This window comes from Streptomyces sp. SP17BM10, from assembly GCF_036322405.1.
Lineage (GTDB): Bacteria > Actinomycetota > Actinomycetes > Streptomycetales > Streptomycetaceae > Kitasatospora.
Window position 1 is genome coordinate 72,906 of the sequence record NZ_JAQYXB010000596.1, and the last position, 26,993, is coordinate 99,898.

28 protein-coding genes are annotated in these 26,993 nt (G+C 72.7%); 23 read left to right on the forward strand and 5 right to left on the reverse strand.

The window, feature by feature from the left end; all coding sequences use genetic code 11:
- Positions 1–52: 52 nt before the first annotated feature.
- The 5 genes from PUR71_RS21490 to PUR71_RS21510 all read left to right on the forward strand — a co-directional run bounded on the left by PUR71_RS21490 (position 53) and on the right by PUR71_RS21510 (position 4,670).
- A complete protein-coding gene (locus PUR71_RS21490) occupies positions 53–490 on the forward strand; it encodes a GntR family transcriptional regulator (protein ID WP_329928696.1) in 438 nt (145 codons plus the stop codon).
- A complete protein-coding gene (locus PUR71_RS21495) occupies positions 490–1,416 on the forward strand; it encodes an ABC transporter ATP-binding protein (protein WP_329928697.1) in 927 nt (308 codons plus the stop codon). The genes PUR71_RS21490 and PUR71_RS21495 overlap by 1 nt, the downstream gene beginning before the upstream one ends.
- Entirely contained in the window at positions 1,413–2,375 is a 963-nt protein-coding gene (locus tag PUR71_RS21500; RefSeq protein WP_329928698.1) for a hypothetical protein, read from the forward strand. The genes PUR71_RS21495 and PUR71_RS21500 overlap by 4 nt, the downstream gene beginning before the upstream one ends.
- A 108-nt stretch (positions 2,376–2,483) precedes the next feature.
- A complete protein-coding gene (locus PUR71_RS21505; RefSeq protein ID WP_329928699.1) occupies positions 2,484–3,320 on the forward strand; it encodes a chitosanase in 837 nt (278 codons plus the stop codon).
- Between the two features lie 258 nt (positions 3,321–3,578).
- Positions 3,579–4,670, forward strand: coding sequence for a sugar ABC transporter substrate-binding protein (locus tag PUR71_RS21510; RefSeq protein WP_329928700.1), 1,092 nt, complete (start codon positions 3,579–3,581; stop codon positions 4,668–4,670).
- A gap of 134 nt (positions 4,671–4,804) precedes the next feature.
- On the opposite strand, the gene PUR71_RS21515 is transcribed toward PUR71_RS21510, so the two are convergent.
- Positions 4,805–5,674, reverse strand: a complete 870-nt coding sequence (locus PUR71_RS21515; protein WP_329928701.1) for a 3-hydroxybutyryl-CoA dehydrogenase — start codon at positions 5,672–5,674, stop codon at positions 4,805–4,807.
- A gap of 308 nt (positions 5,675–5,982) precedes the next feature.
- On the opposite strand from PUR71_RS21515, the gene PUR71_RS21520 reads away from it, so the two are divergent.
- On the forward strand, positions 5,983–6,801 hold the full coding sequence (locus PUR71_RS21520; RefSeq protein WP_329928702.1) for an SDR family NAD(P)-dependent oxidoreductase: 819 nt from the start codon (positions 5,983–5,985) through the stop codon (positions 6,799–6,801).
- A 29-nt stretch (positions 6,802–6,830) separates the two neighbouring features.
- Here PUR71_RS21520 and PUR71_RS21525 read toward each other — a convergent pair whose 3' ends face one another.
- Both PUR71_RS21525 and PUR71_RS21530 read right to left on the reverse strand, forming a co-directional pair.
- Positions 6,831–7,820, reverse strand: coding sequence for a ketopantoate reductase family protein (locus tag PUR71_RS21525; RefSeq protein WP_329928703.1), 990 nt, complete (start codon positions 7,818–7,820; stop codon positions 6,831–6,833).
- A 40-nt stretch (positions 7,821–7,860) separates the two neighbouring features.
- Positions 7,861–8,769, reverse strand: a complete 909-nt coding sequence (locus PUR71_RS21530; RefSeq protein ID WP_329928704.1) for a polysaccharide deacetylase family protein — start codon at positions 8,767–8,769, stop codon at positions 7,861–7,863.
- 236 nt (positions 8,770–9,005) lie between these two features.
- Between PUR71_RS21530 and PUR71_RS21535 the strand changes: the two genes are divergently transcribed.
- Positions 9,006–9,890 (forward strand): SAM-dependent methyltransferase, encoded by an 885-nt coding sequence (locus PUR71_RS21535; RefSeq protein WP_329928705.1) that lies wholly within the window; start codon positions 9,006–9,008, stop codon positions 9,888–9,890.
- A gap of 291 nt (positions 9,891–10,181) precedes the next feature.
- The gene (locus tag PUR71_RS21540; RefSeq protein WP_329928706.1) at positions 10,182–10,388 is read left to right on the forward strand and encodes a hypothetical protein; all 207 of its coding nucleotides are present in this window, start codon (positions 10,182–10,184) and stop codon (positions 10,386–10,388) included.
- Between the two features lies 1 nt (position 10,389).
- Here the strand turns inward: PUR71_RS21540 and PUR71_RS21545 are convergent, their stop codons facing one another.
- Positions 10,390–10,764, reverse strand: a complete 375-nt coding sequence (locus PUR71_RS21545; RefSeq protein WP_329928707.1) for an RNA-binding S4 domain-containing protein — start codon at positions 10,762–10,764, stop codon at positions 10,390–10,392.
- A gap of 9 nt (positions 10,765–10,773) precedes the next feature.
- Positions 10,774–11,187 (reverse strand): VOC family protein, encoded by a 414-nt coding sequence (locus tag PUR71_RS21550; RefSeq protein WP_329928708.1) that lies wholly within the window; start codon positions 11,185–11,187, stop codon positions 10,774–10,776.
- A gap of 85 nt (positions 11,188–11,272) precedes the next feature.
- Here PUR71_RS21550 and PUR71_RS21555 point away from each other — a divergent pair, with 85 nt between their 5' ends.
- From PUR71_RS21555 to cbiE, 15 genes are all read left to right on the forward strand, one after another.
- Positions 11,273–12,475 carry a methyltransferase gene (locus PUR71_RS21555; protein WP_329928709.1) on the forward strand — a complete coding sequence of 401 codons (1,203 nt, stop codon included), beginning with the start codon at positions 11,273–11,275 and terminating at the stop codon, positions 12,473–12,475.
- A 104-nt stretch (positions 12,476–12,579) separates the two neighbouring features.
- Complete coding sequence (argC, locus tag PUR71_RS21560; protein ID WP_329928710.1) at positions 12,580–13,608, forward strand: N-acetyl-gamma-glutamyl-phosphate reductase; 1,029 nt, start codon at positions 12,580–12,582, stop codon at positions 13,606–13,608.
- On the forward strand, positions 13,605–14,792 hold the full coding sequence (gene argJ / locus PUR71_RS21565) for a bifunctional glutamate N-acetyltransferase/amino-acid acetyltransferase ArgJ (protein WP_329928711.1): 1,188 nt from the start codon (positions 13,605–13,607) through the stop codon (positions 14,790–14,792). The genes argC and argJ overlap by 4 nt, the downstream gene beginning before the upstream one ends.
- 173 nt (positions 14,793–14,965) lie before the next feature.
- Positions 14,966–15,841 carry an acetylglutamate kinase gene (gene argB / locus PUR71_RS21570; protein WP_329928739.1) on the forward strand — a complete coding sequence of 292 codons (876 nt, stop codon included), beginning with the start codon at positions 14,966–14,968 and terminating at the stop codon, positions 15,839–15,841.
- Positions 15,838–17,049, forward strand: coding sequence for an acetylornithine transaminase (locus PUR71_RS21575; protein ID WP_329928712.1), 1,212 nt, complete (start codon positions 15,838–15,840; stop codon positions 17,047–17,049). Before argB ends, PUR71_RS21575 begins: the two co-directional genes overlap by 4 nt.
- 17 nt (positions 17,050–17,066) lie before the next feature.
- The gene (locus PUR71_RS21580) at positions 17,067–17,615 is read left to right on the forward strand and encodes an arginine repressor (protein ID WP_329928713.1); all 549 of its coding nucleotides are present in this window, start codon (positions 17,067–17,069) and stop codon (positions 17,613–17,615) included.
- Between the two features lie 147 nt (positions 17,616–17,762).
- Entirely contained in the window at positions 17,763–18,956 is a 1,194-nt protein-coding gene (locus PUR71_RS21585; RefSeq protein ID WP_329928714.1) for an argininosuccinate synthase, read from the forward strand.
- 51 nt (positions 18,957–19,007) lie between these two features.
- Positions 19,008–20,432, forward strand: a complete 1,425-nt coding sequence (gene argH, locus PUR71_RS21590) for an argininosuccinate lyase (protein ID WP_329928715.1) — start codon at positions 19,008–19,010, stop codon at positions 20,430–20,432.
- Between the two features lie 109 nt (positions 20,433–20,541).
- Positions 20,542–20,799 carry a hypothetical protein gene (locus PUR71_RS21595; RefSeq protein ID WP_329928716.1) on the forward strand — a complete coding sequence of 86 codons (258 nt, stop codon included), beginning with the start codon at positions 20,542–20,544 and terminating at the stop codon, positions 20,797–20,799.
- Between the two features lie 207 nt (positions 20,800–21,006).
- The gene (locus PUR71_RS21600) at positions 21,007–21,507 is read left to right on the forward strand and encodes a GNAT family N-acetyltransferase (protein WP_329928717.1); all 501 of its coding nucleotides are present in this window, start codon (positions 21,007–21,009) and stop codon (positions 21,505–21,507) included.
- A gap of 541 nt (positions 21,508–22,048) precedes the next feature.
- Complete coding sequence (locus PUR71_RS21605) at positions 22,049–23,074, forward strand: methionine ABC transporter ATP-binding protein (RefSeq protein ID WP_329928718.1); 1,026 nt, start codon at positions 22,049–22,051, stop codon at positions 23,072–23,074.
- Positions 23,071–23,802: a methionine ABC transporter permease gene (locus tag PUR71_RS21610; protein WP_329928719.1), complete on the forward strand. Its 732-nt coding sequence runs from the start codon at positions 23,071–23,073 to the stop codon at positions 23,800–23,802. Before PUR71_RS21605 ends, PUR71_RS21610 begins: the two co-directional genes overlap by 4 nt.
- Positions 23,803–23,859: 57 nt before the next feature.
- A complete protein-coding gene (locus tag PUR71_RS21615) occupies positions 23,860–24,684 on the forward strand; it encodes a MetQ/NlpA family ABC transporter substrate-binding protein (RefSeq protein WP_329928720.1) in 825 nt (274 codons plus the stop codon).
- A 201-nt stretch (positions 24,685–24,885) separates the two neighbouring features.
- On the forward strand, positions 24,886–25,521 hold the full coding sequence (locus PUR71_RS21620) for a GNAT family N-acetyltransferase (RefSeq protein ID WP_329928721.1): 636 nt from the start codon (positions 24,886–24,888) through the stop codon (positions 25,519–25,521).
- Positions 25,522–25,707: 186 nt separating this feature from the next.
- Positions 25,708–26,967, forward strand: coding sequence for a precorrin-6y C5,15-methyltransferase (decarboxylating) subunit CbiE (gene cbiE / locus PUR71_RS21625; RefSeq protein WP_329928722.1), 1,260 nt, complete (start codon positions 25,708–25,710; stop codon positions 26,965–26,967).
- Positions 26,968–26,993: the final 26 nt, after the last annotated feature.

Here is a 26,993-nt window from a genome sequence, read left to right on the forward strand (position 1 = left end):
ATGGGCTCGGCGAGCTTGACGATTCGTCACGCCATCCTTTATCTCTTTACCTATGGAAGTAGATAAAGCTGGGGATCAGCCCTCGCCCATCGAGTTCCGCCTGGACCCGGCCTCCGGCGTCCCGACCTACCTGCAACTCGTGCAGCAGGTCGAACAGGCCTTGCGGATGGGCTGGTTGACGGAGGGGGACCGGTTGCCCCGGGTGCGCGAGGTGGTCGCCGGGCTGGCGATCAACCCCAACACCGTGCTCAAGGCCTACCGGGAGCTGGAACACCGAGGCCTCGCGGTCGGCCGGCGCGGCCAGGGCACCTTCGTGCGCGGACTGCCCGCCGGAGTGGTGCCGCTGCGCGAACGGGCCGCGCTGCGGCGGGGGTTGCTGGACTGGATGTGCTCGGCGCGGGCCGCCGGGCTGGACGAAGGGGGGATGGTCGCGGTGTTCGAGGACGCGCTGCGCGACCTGCGCGAGGGACGCGACGGGGTGGTGGCGTGATGGCCGCGGACACCGTGATCGACTGCGGCGGGATCGGCAAGCGCTACCGCCGCTCCTGGGCGCTGCGGGACTGCCACCTCGCCGTCCCGGCCGGGCACGTCGTGGCCCTGGTCGGTCCGAACGGCGCCGGCAAGACCACGCTGCTCAGCCTGGCCGCCGGCCTGACCCTGCCCAGCGCGGGCGCGGTGACCGTCCTCGGCGGTCAACTCCCCGGGTCTCCGGAGGCATTGGACCGGATCGGCTTCGTGGCCCAGAACGCCGCGCTCTACCCGGGCCTGCGGGTACGTGACCTGCTCGCGATGGGCCGCCACCTCAACCGCCGCTGGGACGCCGACCGGGCGCGCACCCACCTGGAAGGCCTCGGCATCCCCCTGGACCGCAAGTACGGGCGCCTCTCCGGCGGCCAGCAGGCCCAGGTCTCGCTCGCCCTGGCGCTCGCCAAGCGGCCCGAACTCCTGCTCCTGGACGAGCCGTTGGCCGCGCTCGACCCGCTCGCCCGGCACGACTTCATGGCTGTGCTGCTGACCGCCGTGGCCGAGGACGGCCTCTCGGTGGTCTTCTCCTCGCACGCCGTCAACGAGCTGGAGCAGAGCTGCGACTACCTGGTGGTGCTCGGCGGCGGCCAGGTCCAGGTGGCGGGGGAGGTGGACGACCTGCTGGCCGGCCACCGGATGCTCACCGGCCCGACCGCCGAGGCGGACGCCGTCGCCGAGCGGCTGCCGGTGGTCCGTGACCGCCGGGCCGGCGTCCAGTCCCACCTGCTGGTCCGCACCGGCGGCCTGGACGCCGCGGTCTCCGACGGCTGGCGCCAACAGCGCGTCGGCCTGGAGGAGTTGGTGATCGCCTACCTGCGCGAGCCGACCGCCTCCGCCCTCCCCGGCCCGCGCGGGGCCGTCCGCCCGAACGAGAAAGCGCTGCTGCCGTGAGTGCCACCACCCTCGCTCCGCCCCGGTCCGCCGTCCTGCGGGCGGCCGGGCTGCGCCACCGGACGACCGTGCTGACCCTGCTCGCGGTGATGGCGGCGCTCGCCCTCGCACTGCTGCTGCACGGCTGGTACGTCCACGACGGCCTGGAGCGCAGCGGCGCCACCTCGTGCGATCCGGCCGCCGACGCCTGTCTGGCCCGGTACAAGACCTTCCTGCACGGGTACGGCGCCTCGCTGCTGACCATCGAGCCGGTGGTCCACGTGCTCGGCGGCGCGTTCGGCGCCTTCGTCGGCGGGCCCCTGCTGGCCCGGGAGTTCGAGCACGGCACGGTCCGCTTCGCGTGGACCCAGGGCGCGGGACGCTCCCGGTGGACGGCGGGCACGGTGACCCTGGTGGGCGGCGTGCTGGTGCTGGTGGCGGCGCTGTTCGGGGTGCTGCTGCGGTGGTGGAGCGCACCGCTGACCCTCAAGGACGGGGGCTTCAGCCCGGACATCTTCGTCCAGACGTGGCCGGTGATGATCGGTCGCGTGGTCGTGTCGTTCGGGGTGGCCGTGCTGGCCGGCGCGGTCCTGCGGCGCACGGTGGTCGCGGTGGGCGTCGGTCTGGCCGCCTCGGTCGCGCTCCCCTTCGTCGCCGGGGCGTTCCGCTTCCACTACCAGCAGCCGCTGGAGGAGCCGGTGCACACGATGCGGGCGATGGCGCTGGACGGGCGCTGGCTGGGCGAGGTCTGGTTCTCGGACCCGGCCGGGAACCGGATCTCCAACGACGAGTTCTACAGCCAAGGGGACTTCGCCCGGCTCCAGAAGCTGGTGCACGACGGCGGCTACACCGTGCACCAGGTGTACCAGCCGGCGAACCGCTTCTGGCCGTTCCAGTTCATCGAGGCCGGCTGGATGCTGGCCCTGGGGATCGCGGCCTGCGCGGCGGCGGTGTGGTGGGTGCGCCGCCGGGCCGTCTGACGGAGAAGTTGAGGAGGGTGTGTCAAAACCCTTGCGGGAGCGGGGCGGTTGGGCACTAATTTCTCGTTAGGAAAGTTTCCTAACCCTCACGGGAAACGGAGCGTGCACATGCGTCCTCAGTCCCGCCGTGCCCTCGGCATAGCCCTCGCCGCCGCCCTGGTGGCCGTACCCGCCACAGTCGTCGCCGCCGGTGCCGCCGGTGCCGCACCGGCGGCGGCCGTCCAGCTCAAGGGAGTCGGACTCGACGACCCGCACAAGAAGGACATCGCGATGCAGCTGGTGTCGAGTGCCGAGAACTCCTCGCTGGACTGGAAGGCCCAGTACAAGTACATCGAGGACATCGGCGACGGGCGCGGCTACACCGCGGGCATCATCGGGTTCTGCTCCGGCACGGGCGACATGCTCGACCTCGTCCAGCACTACACCGCGCTCAAGCCCGGCAACGTCCTCGCCAAGTACCTCCCCGCGCTGAAGAGGGTCAACGGCAGCGCCTCGCACGCCGGTCTCGGCACCCCGTTCGTCAAGGACTGGGCCGCCGCCGCCAAGGACCCGGTCTTCCAGCAGGCCCAGAACGACGAGCGCGACCGGGTGTACTTCAACCCCGCCGTCGGCCAGGCCAAGGCGGACGGGCTGCGCGCGCTCGGCCAGTTCGCCTACTACGACGCCATCGTCATGCACGGCCCCGGAACCGACCCGGACAGCTTCGGCGGCATTCGCGCCGCGGCCATGAAGAAGGCCAGGACCCCCGCCCAGGGCGGTGACGAGGCGACCTACGTCAGGGCCTTCCTGGAGGCCCGCAAGGTGGTCATGAAGAAGGAGGAGGCCCACTCCGACACCAGCAGGGTCGACACCGAGCAGATGGTCTTCCTCAACGCTGGGAACTTCGACCTCAACCCGCCGCTGCGGTGGAAGGTCTACGGCGACAGCTACTCGATCGCGAGCTGAGCCCCCGGTGGGCCGGGGGTGGATTCCCCCGGCCCACCGGGCCCCGGCCGCGTCTCGTCCGCCATTAATAAGTCCTCTGAATTATCAATATCCGCTCCGAATTCGATCTTCGAAAGTGTGAAAGTCCTGTTCATCCCATAACGAATCGAGCATGCGGATAACGAACCCCCCTCCCCTTATTGACGCATTCGCCCGGTGGGGCTTGACTCCCTCCCCTGCCGCACCGTTCGCGGCGCAGTACAGGAGGCACCACCGAACATGAACAGAGCCATGCGTCTCGCGGCCACGGGCACGGCCGCCGTGTCGCTCGCCCTCACCCTCGCGGCCTGCGGGCAGACGGGCGCGGTGCAGAAACCGGCCTCCGGCGGAAGCGGCGAGGCGATCGGTCTCCTCCTGCCGGACAACACCTCCTCCACGCGCTACGACGCGTTCGACAAGCCGCTGATCCAGCAGACGGTGACCGGCCTCTGCGGGCAGTGCACCCTGGACTACGCCAACGCGGGCGGCGACGCGGCCGCCCAGAAGAAGCAGTTCGACGACCTGGTCGCCAAGGGCGTGAAGGTCATCCTGCTCGACCCGGTCGACGCCAAGGTCACCGGGCCGTGGGTCGACGCCGCCAACGCCAAGGGCATCAAGGTCGTCTCCTACGACCGCCTGGCCCAGGGCAAGGTCGCCGCGTACGTGTCCTTCGACAACGAGCGCACCGGCGAGCTCCAAGGCCAGTCCCTGCTCGACGCGCTCGGCCCGAAGGCCTCCTCGGCCAACGTCGTGATGATCGACGGCGCCGAGTCCGACCCCAACGCCGCGCAGTTCAAGGCGGGCGCGCACCGGGCGATGGACGGCAAGGTCAAGAAGATCGCCTACGAGCAGTCCGGCGAGTGGAAGACCGACGTCGCCACGGCGAAGATCAACGAGGCCATCCAGAGCCTCGGGAAGGACGGCATCCAGGCCGTCTACGCCGGGAACGACGGCATGGCCGGCGCCGTCATCGACGCCCTGAAGGCCGCGGGCATCAAGAACGTCCCCGTGGGCGGCCAGGACGCGTCCATCGACGCGGTGCGCCGGGTGCTCACCGGCGAGCAGGCGTACACCATCTACAAGCCGTACAAGCCGGAGACGGACGCGGCCGGCAGCATCGCCGTCCAGCTCGCCGAGGGCATGGACATCACCACGACCGCGACCACGCTGACCTCCAGCAACGGGCTCCAGATCCCCTCGCTGCTGCTCACCCCGATCGTGGTGACCAAGGCGAAGGTCCAGGCCACGGTGGTCGGCGGCGGCCTCTACAAGGCGGCCGACATCTGCACCCAGCAGTTCGCGGCGGCCTGCGCCGCGGCCGGGGTCCAGTAGCGGAGACCGACACGAAGGGGCGCGCCCGCACCGGCATTCCGGTGCGGGCGCGCGACTTCTTGTCAGACCTTCTTGTCAGACCTTCTTGCCAGGCCTTCTTGCTGCGCCCTGTTGCCGCGCTGTGGTGCAGCGGCTCAGACGCTCGCGGTGTAGTCGTAGAACCCGCGGCCGGACTTGCGGCCCAGCAGACCGGCGTCGACCATACGGGACAGCAGCGGGGGAGCGGCGTACAGCGGCTCCTTGTACTCGTCGTACATCGACTCGGCGATCGACACGATGGTGTCCAGGCCGATCAGGTCGCACAGCCGCAGCGGGCCCATCGGGTGGGCGCAGCCGGCCTCCATGCCCTTGTCGATGTCGGAGGCGGTGGCCACGCCCGACTCGAACATCCGCACCGCCGACAGCAGGTAGGGCACCAGCAGGGCGTTGACGACGAAGCCGGCCCGGTCACGGGCGCGGATCGGCTCCTTGCCGAGCACCTCGGTGGCGAAGGCCTCGACCCGCTCGGTGGTGGCGCCCGAGGTGGTCAGGGTCGGGATGACCTCGACCAGCTTCTGCACCGGCGCCGGGTTGAAGAAGTGCAGGCCGATGACCTGCTCGGGCCGCGAGGTGGCGGCGGCCAGCTTGACGATCGGGATCGACGAGGTGTTGGAGGCGAGGATCGCGTCGCGGCGCTCGACCACCTGGTCCAGCGTCTGGAAGATCTGGACCTTGACGTCCTCGCGCTCGGCGACCGCCTCGACGACGAGGTCGCGGTCGGCGAAGTCGGACAGGTCGGTGGTGAAGGACAGCCGGGCCAGGGCCTCGTCCCGCTGCTCGGGGGACAGCTTGCCGCGCTTGACCGCCGTGTCCAGGGAGTTGGTCAGCCGGGTGCGGCCGAACTCCAGGGCCTCCCCGCTGGCCTCCGACACCAGGACGTCCAGCCCGGCCCGGGCGAAGACCTCCGCGATGCCCGACCCCATCAGTCCGCAGCCGATCACTCCGACGCGCGCGATGTCACTCACTCAGTTGCCCTTCGGTGGTGCTGGGGGTCGCCCAGCGACAGGTGGCCCAGCGTGGCGCTGGTCGGCCCAGCGGTGCTGCTGGACTACGGGCCGGTGTGCCGGAAAGGGTGCACCGGTGCACCGTCCCGACGACGTTACTACTCCCTACCGGCCAGTAGGTCACCCCCTCCCCGGCCCCGTGCCGCGCCCGACACCGCACACCCGAACGGGTGACGGCGCTCCGCCCGCCCGTGCGCCCGGACCCGCGACCGCCCGGCGGCCGACAGAATGCCGCAGACGGGGGCCGGGGACGGACGAGGGAGCGCGCAGTGCCGACGGGATCGCTCACGGGGCAGGTCGCCCTGGTCACCGGAGCCGGCCGCGGGATCGGCCGCGAGATCGCCATCGGGCTGGCCGCCGAGGGCATGGCCGTCGGCCTGGTCGGCCGCACCCACGGGACGCTCACCGACACGCTCAAGGAGTGCGTGCGGCACGGCTCGCGCGGCGTCGCCGTGACGGCCGACGTGACCCGCCCCGGCTCGGTGCGCGAGGCCGTCCGGCTCGTGGAGCGCGACCTCGGCCCGGTCGACCTGCTGGTCAACAACGCCGGGCAGGTGGACCGCGCCGAGGTCCCGATCTGGGAGACCGACCCCAACCAGTGGTGGCAGGTCGTCGAGACCAACCTGCGCGGCCCCTACAACCTGCTGCGCTGCGTGCTGCCCGGCATGGTCGAGCGCCGCCGCGGCCGCGTCGTCAACCTCAACTCCGGCTTCGCGCTGCGCCCGGACGGCCACTACACCGCGTACGCCACGTCCAAGGGCGCGCTGCTGCAGCTCTCCGACAACATGGCGGACTCCCTCGCCGAGCACGGCGTCGTCGTGCTCGACATCAGCCCCGGCGCGGTGGCCACGGACATGACCGCCGGGATGCCGATGTTTCGGGACATGAAGGCCTGGGGCTCGATCCCGTACATGGTCGCGGTCACCGTCGACGCGGCCCGGGGCCGGTTCGACGCGCTGCACGGGCGCTTCATCCACGCCGGGCGGGACGACCTGGCGGAGCTCGTGCGCCGCGCGGACGAGATCCGCGGGACGGACGCCAGGACGCTGCGGCTGCGCCCCTACAAGGACGACGACCCGATGGCCTGAGGCCGCTGTGCGGCTCGTCGGGGGCGGGCTCAGATCGCGGCCAGCTCCTCGTCGGTCAGGCCGCCCGGCGCCCGGCCGGTGCGGGCGAACTCGTCGGTCAGCCGCTGGAAGGCCTCGTTGGCCGGCGTCGGCACCCCGTGCAGTCGTCCGAGCAGCACGATCTCGCCGTTCAGGTAGTCCGTCTCGATCGAGCCCGCCCCGCGCGCCAGGCTCTGCCAGGTCGAGCTGCCGCCGCGCGGGGCGCCCTCGACCGGCTCGATCCGCAGCGTCGCGTCGACCAGCCGGACCATCTCCTCCGGGTCGTGGTGCGCGATCCCGGCGGCGGCCAGCACGGCCGTTCCCTCGGCCATCAGGCGCCGGTACAGCCCGCGCCGCAGCTCGCCCTCGTACGGGCCGGCGACGGCGTTCAGCGCGTTGCCGAGGTTGCCCAGCAGCTTGGTGTACTTCCAGGCCATCACGTCGGCCTCGACCGGGGCGCTGAAACCCGCCCGCTCCAGGTCCGCGGCGATCCGGGCGGCCCGCCCGCCGCCGTCGCCCGCCGGGTAGGCGCCGATCCGCAGCACCCCGCCGACGGGCGTGCCGCCGGCGCTGACCCGCCCGGGCTCCAGGTGGGTGGACGGCATCCAGACGCACACCGCCAGCACCTCGCGGAAGCGGCGCAGCGCGAGCCGCTCGTTCTCCACGCCGTTCTGCGCGCACACCACCGCCAGCCGCTCACTTGCCGTGCCGCCCCCCGCGACCGGGCGCGGCGCCCACGCGGCCAGTGCGGCGGCGGTGTCCTGCGTCTTGACGGCGAGCACCAGGACGTCGTCCGGGCGCAGTTCCAGCTCCTCCGGCCCGGACACGGCCGGGACCGGCAGCGTCCGGGTGCCGTCCGGTGCGCCGAACGTCAGCCCGCGCTCGTGCAGCGCCCTGAAGTGCGCTCCCCGCGCGACCAGCACGACGTCGCGCCCGCTCTCGTGCAGCCGGGCACCGATCGTGCCGCCGACCGCGCCCGCCCCGATGATGATGTAGCGCATGCGCGAAGCATGGCACGCCGGTGGTGCGCCGGGGCGGCGGTCAGGCGCAGAGCTGACTGGCGGTCACCGGGCTGAGGCCGGACTTGGCGAGGCCGTCCAGGATGGCCGGCAGGGCGTCCACCGTGCACTGGTGTCCCATGTGCAGCGCGACCACCGAGCCGCCGCGCACCGAGTTGAGGACCCGTCGCTGCAGTTCGGCGGCGGACGGGTCGGCGTAGTCGCGCGGGTCCACGTCGAACGAGAGCACGTGCTCGTAGCCGACGGCCTTCGCCTGCTCGCGCACCATCGGCGTGGCGTACTGCGCGGCGGACGGGCGGAACCAGCGGCCGATCGAGCCGGTGAGGCGCTGCAGCCGCTCCGCGCACTGGGCGATCTCCGCGCGGGCCTGGTCCGGGCCCATCGCCGAGATGTTGAGGTGGTTCTGGGTGTGGTTGCCCAGCTCGTGACCGGCGTCGAGGATCCGCCGGGCCATCTGCGGCTGCTGGTCGAGCCAGCTGCCGACGGCCATGACGGTCAGCTTGGCGCCGCGCTGCTCGGCGATCTCCAGCAGGGCGGTGGCGAGCTTGGGGTCGCCGCTGCCGTGGAAGGTCAGCGCCACGTTCTTGCCGGTGCGCGGACCGTACGTGACCTCGACCGGGGTGCCGGGGGCGAGCGGCGGCAGCACGGGCGGGGCCGGCGGCGTGGCGGCGGCGTCGGGGCTCGCGGCGGCGGTGGGCTGCGGCGCGGCCGGCTCGGCGGAGGCCGGGCCCTCGGCGCCGTTCCACGCGGGGTCCGTGGTGTGCTGCGGATCGGTGTGCTGCGGGTCGACGTTGCCCGGGTGCACGGCGAGTGAGCCCGGGTCGGCACGGCGGGGCGCGCCGCTCCCGCACGCGGTGAGGAACCCGCCGGCGGCGGAGAGGGCGGCGAGTTTGGCGGCGGTGCGCAGTACGGCGCGGCGATCGGCAGTCATCGGCAGCCAGCATAGAGACGACACGCCGTGGCGGCGATCCGGGGCCACGCGCGTTGACACCCTGCTTGACGTGCACACACACCCCTCGGTGGGGGCTGCGTAAACCCGAACTCGCCGTGTTTCCACGGCGTGTCGTCGGATACGATCCGGTCGCACCGCGTGCTACGGGGGCGGGGCACCACCGCGGCGGGCGTTCCCGCCGCGGGACGGCAGTGAGCATTGGGGGCGGAAACGGCATGCACGAGGACACGGTGGACACGGCGACCGGCGGTTCGGACTGGGACTGGGTCGGGGCGGGGGAGGACTGGCAGCCGCCGACCGAACTCGACACCGGGATACCCCACACCGCCCGGATGTACGACTACTACCTGGGCGGCAAGGACAACTTCGAGGCCGACCGCAAGGCCGCCGAGGCCGCCATCGCCGCCTACCCGGCGCTGCCGCTGCTGGCCCGCACCAACCGGGAATTCCTCGGCCGCGCGGTCGAGTTCGCGGCCGGCCGGGGCATCCGGCAGTTCCTCGACATCGGCACCGGCATCCCCGCCGCGGGATCGACCAGCGAGGTCGCCCGGAAGGTCGCCCCGGACGCCCACGTCGTGTACGTCGACAACGACCCGATCGTCGCCACCCACGCCCGCGCGCTGCTGGCCGGCCACCCCGCCGGGCACACCTCGGTCATCGAGGCCGACCTGCGCGACCCCGAGGCGATCCTCGGCCACCCGGCCCTGCGCGCCGCCGTCGACCTGGCCGAGCCGGTCGCGCTGATGCTGGTCGCCGTGCTGCACTTCATCCGCGACGAGGACGGCGCGCAGAAGATCGTCGCCACCCTGCGCGACGCGCTCGCCCCCGGCAGCGCGCTGATCCTCTCCCACGGCAGCCCCGATTTCGCCTCCCGGCAGAGTGCGGACGAGGGCACCCGCGTCTACAAGGGTGCGAGCGCCCCGCTGGTGCTGCGCCCGCGCGCGGGCGTCGAACCCTTCTTCGGCGACTTCGAGTTCGCCGGACCCGGCCTCGTCCAGCTCCCGCTCTGGCGCCCCACCGCCGGCCATGTCTCCACCACCGACCTCCCCGAGGGCTGGCAGGACGTGTCCGCCTACGCAGGCGTGGCGTTCAAGAAGTAGTCGTACTCAGGAATCTCCCCAACGCACCTCCGCAGGCTGCAGGTCGGATCGCGGGCAGGCCCCGGCGCCCCCCTCCCGGCGCCGGGACCGTCCCGCACTGCTCCGCACACTAGACGGCACCACTGACAGTCCCTCACCCGTACGGGTTAGCCTGCGGCGTGACCGCACCCCTGCCACCCCTGCCCCCGACCGCCGCCGACCTCCTGGACACCCTCGGCGCCCCGCCCCGGTTGCGCGCGCACCTCGCGCTCGTCCACGAGGTCGCCGTGCCGGGGCGAGCCGGGCGTCACCGTGGAGGAACTGCTGGTCAGCCTCGCCGACAAGGCGTGGAAGAACAGCCGGGTCCGCGACCTGGAGGATCGCGTGGTCGACCGGCTCGCGGCCGCCACCGGACGCGAGCCGTGGGAGGTGTTCCTCGAGCTCGACGACCTGCTCACCCGGATCGGCGACGACGCCCCGCGTCGGCTCGCCGTTCAGGCCGCGTACCCGGTCGGGTAGGTCAGCGCCCGCGCAGCTGGTCGAGGTCGCGGCGTTCGCGCTTGGTCGGGCGGCCGGCGCCGCGGTCGCGTTCGAAGAACGGGGCGACGAGCTCGCGCGGCGGGCGCGGCGGGCTCTGGTCGGTGAGGCACTCGGCCGCCACCGACGCCCCGACCCGCTTGCGGATCGGCTTGCGCACGACGACGACCCGCTCGTACCCCTCCTCGCGGACCCGCACCTCGTCGCCCGCCCGCAGCGGCTGCGCGGGCTTGGCCCGCTCGCCGTTCACGCGCACGTGACCCGCCCGGCAGGCGGCCGCCGCCAGCGCGCGCGTCTTCACCAGCCGGACCGACCAGATCCAGCTGTCCACGCGGACGCTTCCCTCGTCTTCAGCCATCCCGGAAGTCTATGCAGCGCGCGCGGGCGCAGGCGCCTCCTGGACGGCCCAGCCGTTCCCGTCCGGATCGTTGAAGAACACGAACGAGTTCCAGGCCTCGCCGTGCCCGTTCACCCGCACCCCGGCCTCGAAGTGCTGCACCGGGCTGACCTCCACGCCGCGCGCCGCCAGTTCGGCGTGCGCCTTGTCGATGTCCGCCACCACCAGCTGCAGGCCCTTGACGGACCCGGGCGGCGCCTCGATCACGCCCTTGCCGACCACGATCGAGCACCGGGAGCCCGGTGGTGTCAGCTGCACCACCCGGACACCGTCGCGCAGCCGGGTGTCGTGATCGACGGTGAACCCGGCCTGTTCCTCGTAGAACACCTTCGCGCGATCCACGTCCGTCACCGGGAGCACGACCACTTCGAGCTTCCAGTCCATCGCCCTCACCCCTCTCGGTCGGGGGCTCTTCCAGTATCCGTCCGAATCCGTTCCCCGTCGGCTCGTCGGCTAGCCTGAGAAGACGATGAATCCCCAGAGCACGACCGCCGCCACAGCGCCGTTCACCACCCCGTTCGGCACCTTCGACCTCACCAGGTACCCCGAGGACCCCCGCGAGCGGCTGCGCGCCTGGGACGCCGCCGACGAGTACCTGCTGCGCCACCTCGCCGGCGACACCGACAGCGCCGGCGCCACCGTCACCGAGCTGGCCGGCCGCCGCGTCGTCGTCCTCGGTGACCGCTGGGGCGCCCTGGCCACCGCGCTGGCCGCACACCGGCCCGTGCAGATCGGCGACTCCCACCTCGGCCGCGAGGCCACCCGCGCCAACCTCGCCCGCGCCGGCGCCCCCGCCGACCCGGAGCGGCTGCTCACCACCCGGGACACCCCGCCGGAGCGGATCGACGTCCTGCTGGTGCGCGTCCCCAAGAGCCTCGCCCTGCTGGAGGACCAGCTGCACCGGCTCGCCCCCGCCGTCCACCCCGGCACGGTGGTGATCGGCACGGGCATGGTCACCGAGATCCACACCTCCACCCTCGAACTCTTCGAGAAGGTCCTCGGCCCCACCCGCACCTCGCTGGCCGTCCGCAAGGCCCGGCTGATCTTCTGCACCCCCGACCCGGCGCTCGACCCCGGCCCCAGCCCGTGGCCGCACCGCTACGCCCTGCCCGCCGACGTCGGCCCGGTCTCCGGGCGCACGGTCGTCAACCACGCCGGCACCTTCTGCGCCGAGCGCCTCGACATCGGCACCCGCTTCTTCCTCGGCCACCTGCCGACCCCGGCCCCCGGTGACCGCGTGGTCGACCTCGGCTGCGGCAACGGCGTGGTCGGCACCGCCGCCGCACTGGCCGGCCCGGGCGCCGAACTGCTCTTCGTCGACGAGTCCCACCAGGCCGTCGCCTCCGCCGAGGAGACGTTCCGGACGAACCTCGGCCCGGAGGCCGTGGCCGAGTTCCTGACGGCGGACGCACTCGCGCCCGAGGTGATCGCCCCGGGCTCGGTGGACCTCGTCCTGAACAACCCCCCGTTCCACTCGCACCAGGCGACCACCGACGCCACCGCGTGGCGGATGTTCACCGGCGCCCGCCGCGCCCTGCGCCCGGGCGGCGAGCTCTGGGTGGTCGGCAACCGCCACCTCGGCTACCACGTCAAGCTGCGCCGCCTGTTCGGCAACTGCCAACTCGTCGCCGGGAACCCCAAGTTCGTGGTGCTGCGGGCCGTCAAGCGCTGAGCCGGGCCGGCCGCCCGCCGGCCCCGGCGGGCGGCCTCGGCACATACTCCTTGCATGAATGTTCCGTGCTGCGTATATTCATGCCACAACCAAGGAGGAACGCCATGGCATTGCGAGTCGCCGTCGCCGGTGCGAGCGGGTACGCGGGCGGCGAGGTGCTGCGCCTGCTGCTCGGCCACCCCGAGATGGAGATCGGGGCCCTGACCGGCGGTTCGAACGCCGGCACGAGGCTGGGCACGCTGCAGCCGCACCTCGTCCCGCTCGCCGACCGCGTCCTGGAGTCCACCACCCCCGAGGTGCTGGCCGACCACGACGTGGTGTTCCTCGCGCTCCCGCACGGCCAGTCCGCGGCCGTCGCCGAGGCGCTCGGCCCGAACGTCCTGGTCGTCGACTGCGGCGCCGACTTCCGGCTCAAGGCCGCCGCCGACTGGGAGCAGTTCTACGGCTCCCCGCACGCCGGCACGTGGCCCTACGGCCTGCCCGAACTGCCCGGCCACCGGGCCGCGTTGAAGGGCAGCAACCGGATCGCCGTGCCCGGCTGCTACCCGACGGCCGTCTCCCTCGCGCTGTTCCCGGCGTACGCCGCCGGGCTCGCCGAGCCCGAGGCCGTCGTGGTCGCCGCCTCCGGCACCTCAGGCGCGGGCAAGGCGGCCAAGACGCACCTGCTCGGCAGCGAGGTCATGGGCAACGTGAGCCCGTACGGCGTCGGCGGCGTGCACCGGCACACTCCCGAGATGGCCCAGAACCTCACCCCGCTCGCGGGTGAGCCGGTCACCGTCTCCTTCACCCCCACGCTCGTCCCGATGCCGCGCGGCATCCTCGCGACCTGCTCCGCCAAGGCCCGCCCCGGCGTGACGGCCGAGGGCCTGCGCGCCGCCTACGCCGAGGCGTACGGGAGCGAGCCGTTCGTCCACCTGCTGCCCGAGGGCCAGTGGCCGCAGACCAGCAGCGTGTACGGCGCCAACACCGCCCTCGTCCAGGTCGCCCTGGATCCGTCCGCCGGGCGGATCATCGCGATCAGCGCGATCGACAACCTGGTCAAGGGCACCGCCGGCGGCGCGGTGCAGAGCATGAACATCGCCCTCGGCCTGCCCGAGGACATGGGCCTTCCCCTGAACGGAGTCGCACCGTGACCAGTCCCGCCGTGACCAGTCCCGCGGGCGTCGGAGTGACGGCCGCCAAGGGTTTCCGCGCCGCCGGGGTCACCGCCGGCATCAAGGCCTCCGGCACCCCGGACCTCGCCCTCGTCGTCAACGACGGCCCCTCGTTCGCCGCCGCCGGCGTGTTCACCGCGAACCGCGTCAAGGCCGCGCCCGTCCTGTGGTCCGAGCAGGTCCTCAAGGGCGGCCTGGTGTCCGCCGTCGTCCTCAACTCCGGTGGCGCCAACGCCTGCACCGGCCCGCTCGGCTTCCAGGACACCCACGCCACCGCAGAGAAGGTGGCCGAGGAGCTGAAGGTCAACGCGGCCGAGGTCGCCGTCGCCTCCACCGGCCTGATCGGCGTCCGCCTCCCGATGGACATCCTGCTGCCCGGCGTCGCGCTGGCCGCCCGGGAGCTCAGCGAGGCCGGCGGCGAGGCCGCCGCGATCGCCATCAAGACCACCGACACCGTCCACAAGACCGCCCAGGTCACCAGCCCGGCGGGCTGGACGGTCGGCGGCATGGCCAAGGGCGCGGGCATGCTCGCCCCGAGCCTCGCCACCATGCTGGTCGTGCTCACCACCGACGCCGTCGCCGACACCGCCACCCTCGACGCGGCCCTGCGCGGCGCCACCCGCACCACCTTCGACCGGATCGACTCCGACGGCTGCATGTCGACCAACGACACCGTCCTGCTGCTCGCCTCCGGCGCCTCCCGCGTCACCCCGGACTCCGCCGAGTTCGCCGAGGCCGTCCGCGCCGTCAGCGCCGACCTCGCCCGCCAGCTGATCGGCGACGCCGAGGGCGCGAGCAAGGACATCCGGATCGACGTCACCGGCGCCGCCACCGAGGACGAGGCCGTCGACGTCGCCCGCACGATCGGCCGCAACAACCTGCTCAAGTGCGCCATCCACGGCGAGGACCCCAACTGGGGCCGGGTGCTGGCCGCGATCGGCACCACCAGCGCCGCGTTCGACCCCGACGCGCTGGACGTCGCCATCAACGGCGTCTGGGTGTGCAAGGACGGCGGCGTCGGCGAGGACCGCGACCTCGTGGACATGAGCGGCCGGGACGTCGTCATCACCGCGAACCTCAACGCCGGCACCGCGAGCGCCTCGCTGTGGACCAACGACCTGACGGCCGACTACGTTCACGAGAACAGCGCCTACTCGACCTGACCGGCGTCACTTCGCCCACGACATCCTGGTCCGCGCAACCCGAGCCGCGGTCTCCGTACCGCGCCATCCTCCCCCCAGCCCCTGGCCGGGGGGACCCCCATCGACGAGGGAAACCCGTGCAGATCGCACCCAAGGGCGAACAGGCCCGCAACAACACCGCGTTGCCCAAGGCCATGACGCTGATCGAGGCACTGCCGTGGCTGGAGCGCTTCCACGGCAAGACCGTCGTGATCAAGTTCGGCGGCAACGCGATGGTCGACGACAGCCTCAAGGCGGCCTTCGCCCAGGACGTCGTCTTCCTCCGCTACGCCGGGCTGCACCCCGTCGTCGTGCACGGCGGCGGCCCGCAGATCAGCGCCCAGCTGGACAAGCTCGGTTTGGAGTCCAGCTTCACCAACGGCTTGCGCGTCACCACCCCCGAGACCATGGACGTGGTCCGGATGGTGCTCGCCGGGCAGGTGCAGCGCGAGCTGGTCGGCCTGCTCAACGAGCACGGCCCGTTCGCCGTCGGCATGACCGGCGAGGACGCGCACACCATGACGGCCGTCAAGCGCTACGCGGTGGTGGACGGCGAGCAGGTCGACATCGGCCTGGTCGGCGACATCGTCAACATCGAGGCCGGCGCGGTGAAGGCGCTGATCGCCGACGGCCGCATCCCCGTCATCTCCTCGATCGCGCGCGGCGCCGACGGCCACGTCTACAACATCAACGCCGACACCGCCGCGTCCGCCCTCGCGGTCGCCCTCGGCGCCGAGATGCTCGTCGTCCTCACCGACGTCGAGGGCCTGTACAAGGACTGGCCCGACTCCGACGACGTGATCAGCCAGCTCGGCGCGGGCGAGCTGGAGGGCCTGCTGCCCGGCCTGGCCAGCGGCATGCTCCCCAAGATGGAGGGCTGCCTGCGCGCCGTCCGCTCCGGCGTGGGCACCGCCAGGGTGCTGGACGGGCGGGTGCCGCACAGCCTCCTGCTGGAGATCTTCACCGACGAGGGCATCGGCACGATGGTCGTGCCGGACGACGAACCGATCGTGACCGGGGGACTGGCATGACGCACAACGAGCAGCTCGCCGAGCGGTGGCAGCACACCTTCACCGACAACTACGGCACCCCGCGCATCCCGCTGGTGCGCGGGGTGGGCGCCAAGCTGTGGGACGCGGACGGCAAGGAGTACACCGACCTGCTCGGCGGCATCGCCGTCAACGCCCTCGGCACCGCGCACCCGGCCGTCGTCGAGGCCGTGAGCCGGCAGATCGCCACCCTCGGCCACGTCTCCAACCTCTTCATGGCCGAGCCGACCATCGCCCTCGCCGAGCGGCTCCTGGAGCTGGACGGCCGGCCGGGCGGCCGGGTGTTCTTCTGCAACTCCGGCGCCGAGGCCAACGAGGCCGCCTTCAAGATCAGCCGCCGGACCGGCCGCACCCACCTGGTCGCCCTGGAGGGCGGCTTCCACGGCCGGACGATGGGCGCGCTCGCACTCACCGGCCAGCCAGCCAAGCAGGACCCCTTCCGTCCGCTGCCCGGCGACGTCACCCACGTCCCGTTCGGCGACGTCGAGGCCCTGCGCGCGGCCGTCACCTCCGAGACCGCCGCCGTCTTCCTGGAGCCCATCCAGGGCGAGAACGGCGCGATCCCGCTGCCCGAGGGCTACCTGCTCGCCGCCCGCGAGATCACCCGCGCCACCGGCACCCTGCTCGTCCTGGACGAGATCCAGACCGGAGTCGGCCGCACCGGCCACTGGTTCGCCCACCAGGCCGTCGAGGGCGTCGAGCCGGACGTCGTCACCCTCGCCAAGGCGCTCGGCGGCGGCCTGCCGATGGGCGCCGTGCTCGCCTTCGGACCGGCCGCCGAGCTGCTCACCCCGGGCCAGCACGGCACCACGTTCGGCGGCAACCCGGTGGCCGCGGCGGCCGGGCTCGCGGTGCTCGACACCATCGAGTCCGAGGGCCTGCTGGAGCACGTCCGCACGATCGGCGACCGGCTGCGCCACGGCGTCGAGGCGCTCGACGACCCACTGGTCTCGCACGTGCGCGGCGCCGGACTGCTGCTCGGCATCGTGCTCACCGAGCCGGTCTCCGCGCAGGTCCAGGCCGTCGCGCAGGAGGCCGGCTTCCTGGTCAACGCCGCCGTCCCGGACGCCGTCCGCCTCGTTCCGCCGCTCGTGCTGACCGAGCGGGAGGCGGACGCCTTCCTGGCGGCGCTGCCCGGCATCCTCCGGACGGTGCGCGAGGGCGCCCCGGCCGATGCGAGCCGACGGTAGTCCGGGAGAATAATCACATGACCGCTTCCAACCCCGGCCCGTCCGCCGCCGGCCCGACGCCGCAGGTGCCGCAGACCCGCACCGCGCGCCACCGCCGGATCGTGGACCTGCTCACCCGCCAGCCCGTGCGCTCGCAGAGCCAGCTCGCCAAGCTGCTCGCCGACGACGGACTCGTGGTGACCCAGGCGACCCTTTCCCGGGACCTGGACGAGCTGGGCGCGGTCAAGATCCGCAACCGGGACGGCGCGCTCATCTACGCCGTTCCGGCCGAGGGCGGCGACCGCACGCCGCGCGCCCCGATGGGGGAGTCGGCCAGCGAGGGCCGGATGGCCCGGCTGGCCGGCGAGCTCATGGTCTCCGCCACCGCCTCCGGCAACCTCGTCGTGCTGCGCACCCCGCCGGGCGCCGCGCAGTTCCTCGCCTCGGCGATCGACCAGGCCGAGGTGTTCGAGATCATCGGCACCATCGCGGGCGACGACACCGTCCTGCTGATCAGCCGGGACCCCTCCGGCGGGCAGGCGCTGGCCGATCACCTGATGCAACTCGCCCAGGCGAAGGCGCAGTAACCCGGACGACAGCCGTACGGCCCTTCGACCCCGGCCGGTGGAGCACTCCACCGGCCGGGGTTTTGTGTTTCATACGGCATCGTGCATACTTATGCCCATCGCCGCAAACCTGTACGGCCCCGAACGTGGAGTTGAGAGGAGGAAGCCGTGACCGAGCGCGTCATACTCGCCTACTCGGGCGGACTGGACACGTCCGTCTGCATCGGCTGGATCGCCGAGGAGACGGGCGCGGAGGTCATCGCCGTCGCCGTCGACGTCGGCCAGGGCGGCGAGGACCTCGACGTCATCCGTCAGCGCGCGCTGGACTGCGGCGCCGTCGAGGCCGAGGTCGCGGACGCGCGGGACGAGTTCGCCGACGAGTACTGCCTGCCGGCCCTCAAGGCCAACGCGCTCTACCAGGGCCAGTACCCGCTGGTCTCGGCGCTCTCCCGGCCGGTCATCGTCAAGCACCTGGCCGCCGCCGCGAAGAAGCACGGCGCCACCACCGTCGCCCACGGCTGCACCGGCAAGGGCAACGACCAGGTCCGCTTCGAGGTCGGCATCAACTCCCTGGCCCCCGGCCTCGAGTGCATCGCCCCGGTCCGCGACTACGCGATGACCCGGGACAAGGCCATCGCCTTCGCCGAGGCCAAGGGCCTGCCGATCGCCACCACCAAGAAGTCGCCGTACTCGATCGACCAGAACGTCTTCGGACGGGCCGTCGAGACCGGCTTCCTGGAGGACATCTGGAACGCCCCGATCGAGGACGTCTACGCGTACACCCAGGACCCGGCCGCTCCGCGCGAGGCCGACGAGGTCGTCATCACCTTCGACGCCGGCGTCCCGGTCGCGATCGACGGCCGCAAGGTCACCGTCCTGGAGGCCATCGAGGAGCTCAACGGGCGGGCGGGCGCCCAGGGCGTCGGCCGGCTGGACATGGTCGAGGACCGGCTGGTCGGCATCAAGTCCCGGGAGATCTACGAGGCCCCCGGCGCGATCGCCCTGATCACCGCCCACCAGGCCCTGGAGAACGTCACCGTCGAGCGTGAACTCGCCCGCTACAAGCGGCAGGTGGAGCAGCGCTGGGCCGAACTCGTCTACGACGGCCTCTGGTTCTCCCCGCTCAAGCGGGCGCTGGACGGCTTCGTCGACGAGGCCAACCGGTACGTCTGCGGCGACATCCGGATGGTGCTGCACGGCGGCCGGGCCGTCGTCAACGGCCGCAGGTCCGACCAGTCGCTCTACGACTTCGACCTCGCCACGTACGACACCGGCGACACCTTCGACCAGTCGATGTCCAAGGGCTTCATCGAGATCTTCGGGATGTCCTCGAAGCTCGCCGCCCGCCGCGACCTCGCCTGACCCGCCCCGCTAGAGTCCCCCGACACCCGTACCCCGTAAGGAGCCCACGCGATGACCGCCGACCAGAACGCCGACGTCCGCCTCTGGGGCGCGCGCTTCGCCGACGGCCCGTCCGAGGCCCTGGCCAAGCTCTCCGCCTCGGTCCACTTCGACTGGCGCCTCGCGCCCTACGACATCGCCGGCTCCAAGGCCCACGCCCGGGTCCTGCACAAGGCCGGCCTGCTCAGCGCCGACGAGCTCGCCGGCATGCTGGCCGGGCTGGACCAGTTGCTCGCCGACGTCCAGGCCGGCACCTTCACCGGTACCGTCGCCGACGAGGACGTCCACACCGCCCTGGAGCGCGGCCTGCTGGAGCGGCTCGGCGCCGAACTCGGCGGCAAGCTGCGGGCCGGCCGCTCCCGCAACGACCAGATCGCCACGCTGTTCCGGATGTACCTGCGGGACCACGCGAAGACCATCGGCGGACTGCTCCTGGACCTCCAGCACGCCCTGGTCGGGCTGGCCGAGGCGCACCCCGACACCGCGATGCCGGGCCGCACCCACCTCCAGCACGCGCAGCCCGTCCTCTTCGCCCATCACGTCCTCGCGCACGTGCAGGCCCTCGGCCGGGACGCCGAGCGGCTGCGCCAGTGGGACGCCCGCACCGCCGTCTCGCCGTACGGCTCCGGGGCGCTGGCCGGCTCCTCGCTCGGCCTCGACCCGCAGGCCGTCGCCGCCGACCTCGGCTTCGAGGGCGGCTCGGTCGGCAACTCCATCGACGGCACGGCCTCGCGCGACTTCGTCGCCGAGTTCGCGTTCGTGACCGCGATGATCGGCATCAACCTCTCCCGCATCGCGGAGGAGGTGATCATCTGGAACACCAAGGAGTTCGGCTTCATCACGCTGCACGACGCCTTCTCCACCGGTTCCTCGATCATGCCGCAGAAGAAGAACCCGGACATCGCCGAGCTCGCCCGCGGCAAGTCCGGCCGCCTGATCGGCAACCTGACGGGCCTGCTGGCCACGCTCAAGGCGCTGCCGCTCGCCTACAACCGGGATCTCCAGGAGGACAAGGAGCCGGTCTTCGACTCCTGCGACACGCTGAAGGTGCTGCTGCCCGCGTTCACCGGGATGATGGCCACCCTCACCGTGCACCGGGAGCGGCTGGAGGAACTGGCGCCGGCCGGGTTCTCGCTCGCCACCGACATCGCCGAGTGGCTGGTCAGGCAGGGCGTGCCGTTCCGCGTCGCGCACGAGGTGGCCGGCGCCTGCGTGAAGGCGTGCGAGGCGCAGGGCATCGAGCTGTCGGACCTGACGGACGAGCAGTTCGCGTCGATCTCCCCGCACCTGACGCCCGAGGTCCGGTCGGTCCTCAGCGTCCACGGCGCGATCGCGTCCCGCAACGGGCGCGGCGGTACGGCGCCGTCCGCGGTGGCCGCGCAGCTGGCCGAGGTCAAGGCGGACCTGGCGGCCCAGCAGGAGTGGGTCCAGGGCTGACTCCGGGTGCAGTGGGGGAGGGGCGCGGCGGTCGGACCGTCGCGCCCCCGTCCGGTACGCGCGACCGGCGGGGCGTAACCGGCCGCCGCCCGCGCAGGTCAAGAACGGTGTGTGTCCCACCCTTCCGACCGTCCCCTCCGCCGAGGACCAGTTCCTCGCCGAGCGCCGCCGCCGCGTGGTCCGCGACGCGGTGGCCGCCCTGCCCGGTCGCTGCCCCCAGTTGGTCGCCGCCCTCGCCGAGGACCCGCCGCCGACGTACCGCGAACTCTCCGAACGCCTCGGCATGCCCCGCGGCTCCATCGGCCCCACCCGCTCCCGCTGCCTGGCTTGCCTCCGCGCCCTCCTCCACACCGAGCGCTACCCATGACGGCCCCGGCCTCCGCCGGGCCCCGGCCACTCCTCCCTCCCCCCGCGTGACCCTCGCCACGTCCGGCCACCAAAAGGTTGAGAGGAGCTGACACCCGGGTAGAGCGCTGGCGAACCCAGCTCTTGACGGTGCCGCGATCACTCGGATACTGAGCGTGAGCGCGCCACCCTCTGCGCGCCGGGCACGACGATGGGGAGGCCCCAGCACATGGGCATGAGCGTGATCATCTCGGCGGCGGACGCCGAGGACGCGGAGCAGATCCTCAAGCTCCAGTACCTCGGCTACCAGGCCGAGGCCGAGCTGTACGGCGACTGGGCGATGGAGCCCCTCACGCAGACTCTGGAGAGCCTGCGCGCCGAACTGTCCGAGCAGCACGTCCTGGTCGCCCGCCTCGGCGACGAGGTCGTCGGCACCGTCCGCGGCCGGGTCGACGACGGCATCGGCCGGATAGGGCGCCTGGTCGTCCATCCCCGAATGCAGCGGCACGGCCTGGGCGGCCGCCTCCTCGAGGCCCTGGAGCGCCGCCTGGCCGAGGGCGGGGGCCACGTCACCGCCTACCGCCTCTTCACCGGCCACCGCAGCCTCGGGAACCTGCGCCTGTACGCTCGCCAGGGCTACCGGCAGACGAACGTCGAACAGGTCAGCGGCAGCCTGAGCTTCGTGCACCTGGAGAAGCCCGTCGCGGCGCCGTTCGCCGCGACCGCCTGAGCCTTCCCCGTCGCTCCGCCGATTCGGCGCCGCCACGCCTGGACAGTCACGATCCGGTCGGTCCAGAGGCGGCGCCGATTCGCATTTCCCCAGGTCAAAGCGATTCATGTCCGCATTGCGGACAGCTCTTCCGAATAATTGGGCCTCGAACAGCCCATCTGATTTACTGGCTCACATGACTGCGACGACGAACTGGACCCCCACCGGCACCCTGCCGGCAGGTGAGCGTGCCATGTGCCGTCGAATGTGTCACTGCTGAGGGCCACCGTCCCCACTCCTCGCGCCCCGAAGCGAGAACCCGGCGTCCGCTCCCGTTCGTGTGAGCGCGCCCAGCCTGCCGCACCCCCTTCGTCCGCACGCCCGCCGACCCGCGGCTGCCGATGACTCGTCAGGGCCACGCCGTCGCGCGGCCCGGCCGCCCGGCGGCCACGAGCAAGGGGTGGCAGGTCCGGATCCCCCTGGCGAAGCGCCGTGGACGCCGCCGACCGCACCCCGGTCGGGCGGTCGACGCGCCGCCCGCCCCCGACCCACGGAAGCTGTTGTGATCACCACCACGGACCTCACGAAGGTCTACCGCTCCCGAGGCCGCGAGGTGACCGCCCTCGCCGGTGTCGACCTGCACGTCCGTCCGGGCGAGGTCTACGGAGTCGTCGGCACCAGCGGCGCCGGCAAGTCCACCCTCATCCGCTGCGTGAACATGCTGGAGCGTCCGACCTCCGGCACCGTCACCGTGGACGGGGTCGAGCTGACCGCGCTGTCCGGCGGCGAGAACCGGGCCGGCAAGGAACTGCGCGAGGCGCGCCGCCGGATCGGCATGGTCTTCCAGCACTTCAACCTGCTCGCCTCGCGGACGGTGCAGCAGAACGTCGAGCTCCCGCTGGAGATCATCGGCCTCGACCGCACCGAGCGCCGCCGCAAGGCCGCCGACCTGCTCGACCTGGTCGGCCTCGGTGACAAGGCCCGCAGCTACCCCAACCAGCTCTCCGGCGGCCAGAAGCAGCGCGTGGGCATCGCCCGCGCCCTGGCCGGCGACCCGAAGGTGCTGCTCTCGGACGAGGCCACCTCGGCACTCGACCCGGAGACCACCCGCTCGATCCTCAAGCTGCTGCGCGACCTCAACCAGCAGCTCGGCCTGACCGTCCTGCTGATCACCCACGAGATGGACGTCATCAAGTCCGTCTGCGACTCCGCCGCGCTGATGCGCGGCGGCCGGGTGGTCGAGGCGGGCGAGCTGACCGACCTGCTCGCCCGGCCGGGTTCGGAGCTGTCGCGCGAGCTGTTCCCGCTCAGCGAGTTCGGCACCGGCCACCCCGGCTCGACCGTGCTGGAGATCACCTTCCAGGGCGATGCCCCGGCCCAGCCGTTCGTCTCCCAGCTCGCCCGCACCTACCAGATCGACATCAACATCCTGGGCGCCGCGGTGGAGACCATCGCCGGCCGGATGGTCGGCCGCATGCGGGTCGAGCTCTCCGGCGGCCACCAGGACAACGTGGTGCCGATCGGCTACCTGCGCGAGCAGGGCCTGCAGGTGGACGTACTGGGCGCGGTGGACGGAGCGGTGGCATGACCTGGGACCAGATGCAGGCCCTGATGTGGCCGGCCACGCAGGAGACCTTCCAGATGGTGGGCCTGTCGGCGCTGTTCACGGTGCTGCTCGGACTGCCGCTGGGCGTCCTGCTGGTACTCACCGACAAGGGCGGCCTGCTGGCCAACCGGGCCGTCAACAAGGCCGTCGCCTTCGTCGTGAACATCGCCCGCTCGGTGCCGTTCATCATCCTGATGATCGCCCTGATCTCGTTCACCCGCTGGCTGGTGGGCACCTCCATCGGCTGGCAGGCGGCGACCGTGCCGCTCACCATCGGCGCCATCCCGTTCTTCGCCCGCCTGGTCGAGACCTCCGTCCGCGAGGTCGACCGCGGCCTGGTCGAGGCCGTCCAGTCGATGGGCGGCAGCACCTGGACCATCGTGCGCAAGACCCTGCTGCCGGAGGCACTGCCGGGCCTGGCCGCCTCGGTGACCACCACGATCATCACGCTGATCGGCTACTCGGCGATGGCCGGCACGGTCGGCGGCGGCGGCCTCGGCACCCTGGCCGTCAACTACGGCTACCAGCGGTTCGAGACGGCCTTCATGTGGGTCATCGTCGCCGAGCTGGTGATCATCGTCACCGCCGTCCAGCTGATCGGTGACTTCGCCGTCCGCCGCCTCGCCAACCGCGGCCGCTCCGGCGGTGGCCGCACCCGGCTGCTGCGCGGCGCCCCGGCGGCCCGCGCCGAGGACCTCGTCGCCCCCTAGACCTCCCGCGCCCGACTCCGGCCGCGGCTCCCCGCACCACGCAGAAAGGCACTTTTCGTGCGCAACGCCCTGAAGTTCACCAGCGTCCTCGCCACCGCGGGCATCGCCCTCTCGCTCGCCGCCTGCGGCAGCTCCGGTTCGTCGTCCTCGGACCCGAACGCGCCGCTGACCGTCGTCGCCAGCCCCACCCCGCACGGCCAGATCCTCACGTTCGTCAAGGACAACCTCGCGGACAAGGCGGGCCTGAAGCTCGACATCAAGGAGGTCACCGACTACGTGACCCCCAACACCGCGGTGCAGGACGGCTCGGCCGACGCCAACTACTTCCAGCACGTCCCGTACCTGGAGGACTTCAACAAGAAGCACGGCACCGACATCGTCTCGGTCGAGCCCGTGCACCTGGAGCCGCTGGGCGTCTACTCCAAGAAGGTCAAGGCGATCGCCGACCTGCCGGACGGCGCCACCGTCGGCCTGCCGAACGACGCCACCAACGAGGGCCGCGCCCTCAAGCTGCTGGCCGACAACAAGATCATCACGCTGAAGGACGGCGTCACCACCGCCGCCACCCCGGCCGACGTCACCGGCAACCCGAAGCACCTCAAGTGGAAGGAACTGGAGGCCGCCCAGCTGCCCCGCTCCGTCGCCGACCTCGACGCCGCCGTCATCAACGGCAACTACGCGCTCGACTCCGGCCTGAAGCCGGCCACCGACGCGCTCGTCCTGGAGAAGGCCGAGGGCAACCCGTACGCCAACATCCTCGCCGTCAAGAAGGGCAAGGAGAACGACCCGCGGGTCAAGAAGCTCGCCGAGCTGCTGCACTCGCCCGAAGTGAAGAAGTACATCGACGACACCTTCAAGGGCTCGGTCGTCCCGGCGTTCTGATCGTCGGACAGCTCCGCACCCCGTGCCGCCCGACCGGGCCCCCGCCGCACCCCGGCGGGGGCCCGGTCGGGCAGTATGCACGAGGGACGCCCGGGCCGGGGGCGTTCTGACGTACCGTCGTGCGGGCGGCGCACCGCGTGATACCCGGGGCGCGCCGGAGGCGTACGGTGTTGTGTTCACGACCCGGCGAGGAGAGACGGCATGGCAGCGAGCTTCCCCGAGACCGCCATCAGCACCGAACGGCTGTTGCTGCGGCCGCTTTCGGAGGACGACGCGCCCGGTCTCGCCATGATGATGGCCGACGACCTCGTCCTCGCCTGGACGGACCTGCCGCACCCCTTCACCGAGCAGTACGCGGCCGACCTCGCCCGCACCCTCGCCCCCGCCCACCGGGCCGCCGGGCGCGGCATAGTCTTCGCCGTCACCGAGCACCTCACCCAGCGGCTGGTCGGCCTGGTCGAGCTGCGCGCCACCGACTGGCGGCTGCGCAGCACCGAGATCGCCTACGTCACCGCCGCCTGGGCGCGCGGTGAGGGCTACGCGCCGGAGGCCGTCCTCGGCGTCGCCCAGTGGCTCTTCGAGGACCGCGGCTTCCTGCGCCTGGAGATGCGCACCGCGGCCGGGAACACCGCCGCCCAGCAGGTCGCGCAGAAGATCGGCGGGATCAGCGAGGGCGTCCTGCGCAGCGCCTGGATAGTCCGGGGGGAGTCCGGCGAGGTGGTGGAAGAGAGCCGCAGTGACGTCATCCTGTGGAGCCTCCTGCCCGAGGACATGGAGGCCCCCGAGCCCGAGCACTCCGGCCGGCACGGCGACCACCGCTACGTCCTGCGCGACTGACCCCCATCGGATCGTCCCCGAGACTTCACGCACACGTGTGCGACGCGTTCGCGCCGAGCGGGGATCGCACCCGGTAGCCTCTGTCCGGCGCCGCACTGCGGCGCGGTTTGTCGGCGCACCGAGGCGCACGGAGGCGCATCGAGGCGCCACCGAGGCGCGCACCGAGTCGAGGGAGAACGGCCGCAGATGGCTGACCGGATCACGGTCATCGGGTGGGACGGCACGCCGCTGACCGAGGCCGCCGGTGCGGCCCTCGCCGCGGCGACCCTGGTGGCCGGCGCCCCCTACCAACTGGGCGCCCTCCCGGTGCCGCCCGCCGCCGAGCGGATCGTGCTCGGCGACATCCGCCAGACCGCCCGCCGGATCGCCGAGCACCGCGGCGCCGCGGTCGTGGTCGCCGAGGGCGACCCGGGCTTCTTCGGCGTCGTCCGCACCCTGCGCCGCCCCGAGTACGGCCTCGAACTCGAGGTCCTGCCCGCCGTCTCCTCCGTCGCCGCCGCCTTCGCCCGGGCCGGCATGCCGTGGGAGGACGCCCAGGTGGTCAGCGCCCACGGCGGCCGGCTGCGCCGCGCGGCCAACATCTGCCGGGCCCACCCCAAGGTCGCGGTGCTCACCGCCCCCGGTGCCGGGCCGGGCGAACTCGCCCTCATGCTGCGCGGGGTGCACCGGACGTTCGTCGTCTGCGAGGGCATCGGCACGCCGGACGAGGACGTCACCGTCCTCACCTCCGACCGGATCGCCGACCACGCGTGGCGCGATCCCAACGTCGTCCTGGTGATCGGCGGCCACAGCGGCGCCCCGGCCGCCCCGGTGGACGAGGCGGCCGGCTGGCTCGCCGGGCGCCCGCTCGGCTTCCCCGGCGCGGACCGCGGCTGGGCGCTCCCCGGCGACGCCTACGCGGGCGCCGGGCGCGCGGCGGACGACCCCGGCGCGTCGGAGGTGCTCCCCGCGCACGCGCGCGCCCTGGTGCTGGCCCGTCTGGGTGCTCGTCCGGGAGACCTGGTCTGGTCGGTCGGCGCGGGCAGCGGCGCCCTGGCCGTGGAGGCGGCCCGCTTCGGCGCGGCCGTCGTCGCCGTCGAGGCCTCCCGCTCGGCCTGCGCCCGGATCGCGGTCAACGCGCGCCGCTACGGCGTCGAGGTGGAGACGGTGCACGGGAAGGGCCCCGAGGTGCTCGGCGGACTGCCCGAACCGGACGTCGCCGTGGTCGAGGCGGGCGGCGTCCAGGTCGTCCGCGCGGTGCTGGCCCGCAAGCCCGAACGGTTCGTCACCGTGGCCCGCACCTTCGCCGAGGCCGAGGAGTTCCGCCGGGCGATCACCGAGGCCGGCTACCGGGCGGACGGCGCCCTGCTGCAGTCGGCCCCGCTGCTCGCCGCGGACGGCGCAGGGGTGGCACTGGGGGCGGGCGGAGCGGGCGCGCTGGTGCTCTGGGGTGAGCAGATCGTGTGAAGGCCCGGGGCCCGGCCGGTGTTCCG

Excerpts from the sequence above, each read along its gene's own strand:
- PUR71_RS21490 (WP_329928696.1), top strand. The coding sequence starts at position 53 with ATGGAAGTAGATAAAGCTGGGGATCAGCCCTCGCCCATCGAGTTCCGC.
- PUR71_RS21495 (WP_329928697.1), top strand. The coding sequence starts at position 490 with ATGGCCGCGGACACCGTGATCGACTGCGGCGGGATCGGCAAGCGCTAC.
- PUR71_RS21505 (WP_329928699.1), top strand. The coding sequence starts at position 2,484 with ATGCGTCCTCAGTCCCGCCGTGCCCTCGGCATAGCCCTCGCCGCCGCC.
- PUR71_RS21510 (WP_329928700.1), top strand. The coding sequence starts at position 3,579 with ATGAACAGAGCCATGCGTCTCGCGGCCACGGGCACGGCCGCCGTGTCG.
- PUR71_RS21525 (WP_329928703.1), bottom strand. The coding sequence starts at position 7,820 with ATGCGCTACATCATCATCGGGGCGGGCGCGGTCGGCGGCACGATCGGT.
- PUR71_RS21530 (WP_329928704.1), bottom strand. The coding sequence starts at position 8,769 with ATGACTGCCGATCGCCGCGCCGTACTGCGCACCGCCGCCAAACTCGCC.
- PUR71_RS21535 (WP_329928705.1), top strand. The coding sequence starts at position 9,006 with ATGCACGAGGACACGGTGGACACGGCGACCGGCGGTTCGGACTGGGAC.
- PUR71_RS21545 (WP_329928707.1), bottom strand. The coding sequence starts at position 10,764 with ATGGCTGAAGACGAGGGAAGCGTCCGCGTGGACAGCTGGATCTGGTCG.
- PUR71_RS21550 (WP_329928708.1), bottom strand. The coding sequence starts at position 11,187 with ATGGACTGGAAGCTCGAAGTGGTCGTGCTCCCGGTGACGGACGTGGAT.
- PUR71_RS21555 (WP_329928709.1), top strand. The coding sequence starts at position 11,273 with ATGAATCCCCAGAGCACGACCGCCGCCACAGCGCCGTTCACCACCCCG.
- argC (WP_329928710.1), top strand. The coding sequence starts at position 12,580 with ATGGCATTGCGAGTCGCCGTCGCCGGTGCGAGCGGGTACGCGGGCGGC.
- argB (WP_329928739.1), top strand. The coding sequence starts at position 14,966 with ATGACGCTGATCGAGGCACTGCCGTGGCTGGAGCGCTTCCACGGCAAG.
- PUR71_RS21575 (WP_329928712.1), top strand. The coding sequence starts at position 15,838 with ATGACGCACAACGAGCAGCTCGCCGAGCGGTGGCAGCACACCTTCACC.
- PUR71_RS21580 (WP_329928713.1), top strand. The coding sequence starts at position 17,067 with ATGACCGCTTCCAACCCCGGCCCGTCCGCCGCCGGCCCGACGCCGCAG.
- argH (WP_329928715.1), top strand. The coding sequence starts at position 19,008 with ATGACCGCCGACCAGAACGCCGACGTCCGCCTCTGGGGCGCGCGCTTC.
- PUR71_RS21600 (WP_329928717.1), top strand. The coding sequence starts at position 21,007 with ATGGGCATGAGCGTGATCATCTCGGCGGCGGACGCCGAGGACGCGGAG.
- PUR71_RS21610 (WP_329928719.1), top strand. The coding sequence starts at position 23,071 with ATGACCTGGGACCAGATGCAGGCCCTGATGTGGCCGGCCACGCAGGAG.
- PUR71_RS21620 (WP_329928721.1), top strand. The coding sequence starts at position 24,886 with ATGGCAGCGAGCTTCCCCGAGACCGCCATCAGCACCGAACGGCTGTTG.
- cbiE (WP_329928722.1), top strand. The coding sequence starts at position 25,708 with ATGGCTGACCGGATCACGGTCATCGGGTGGGACGGCACGCCGCTGACC.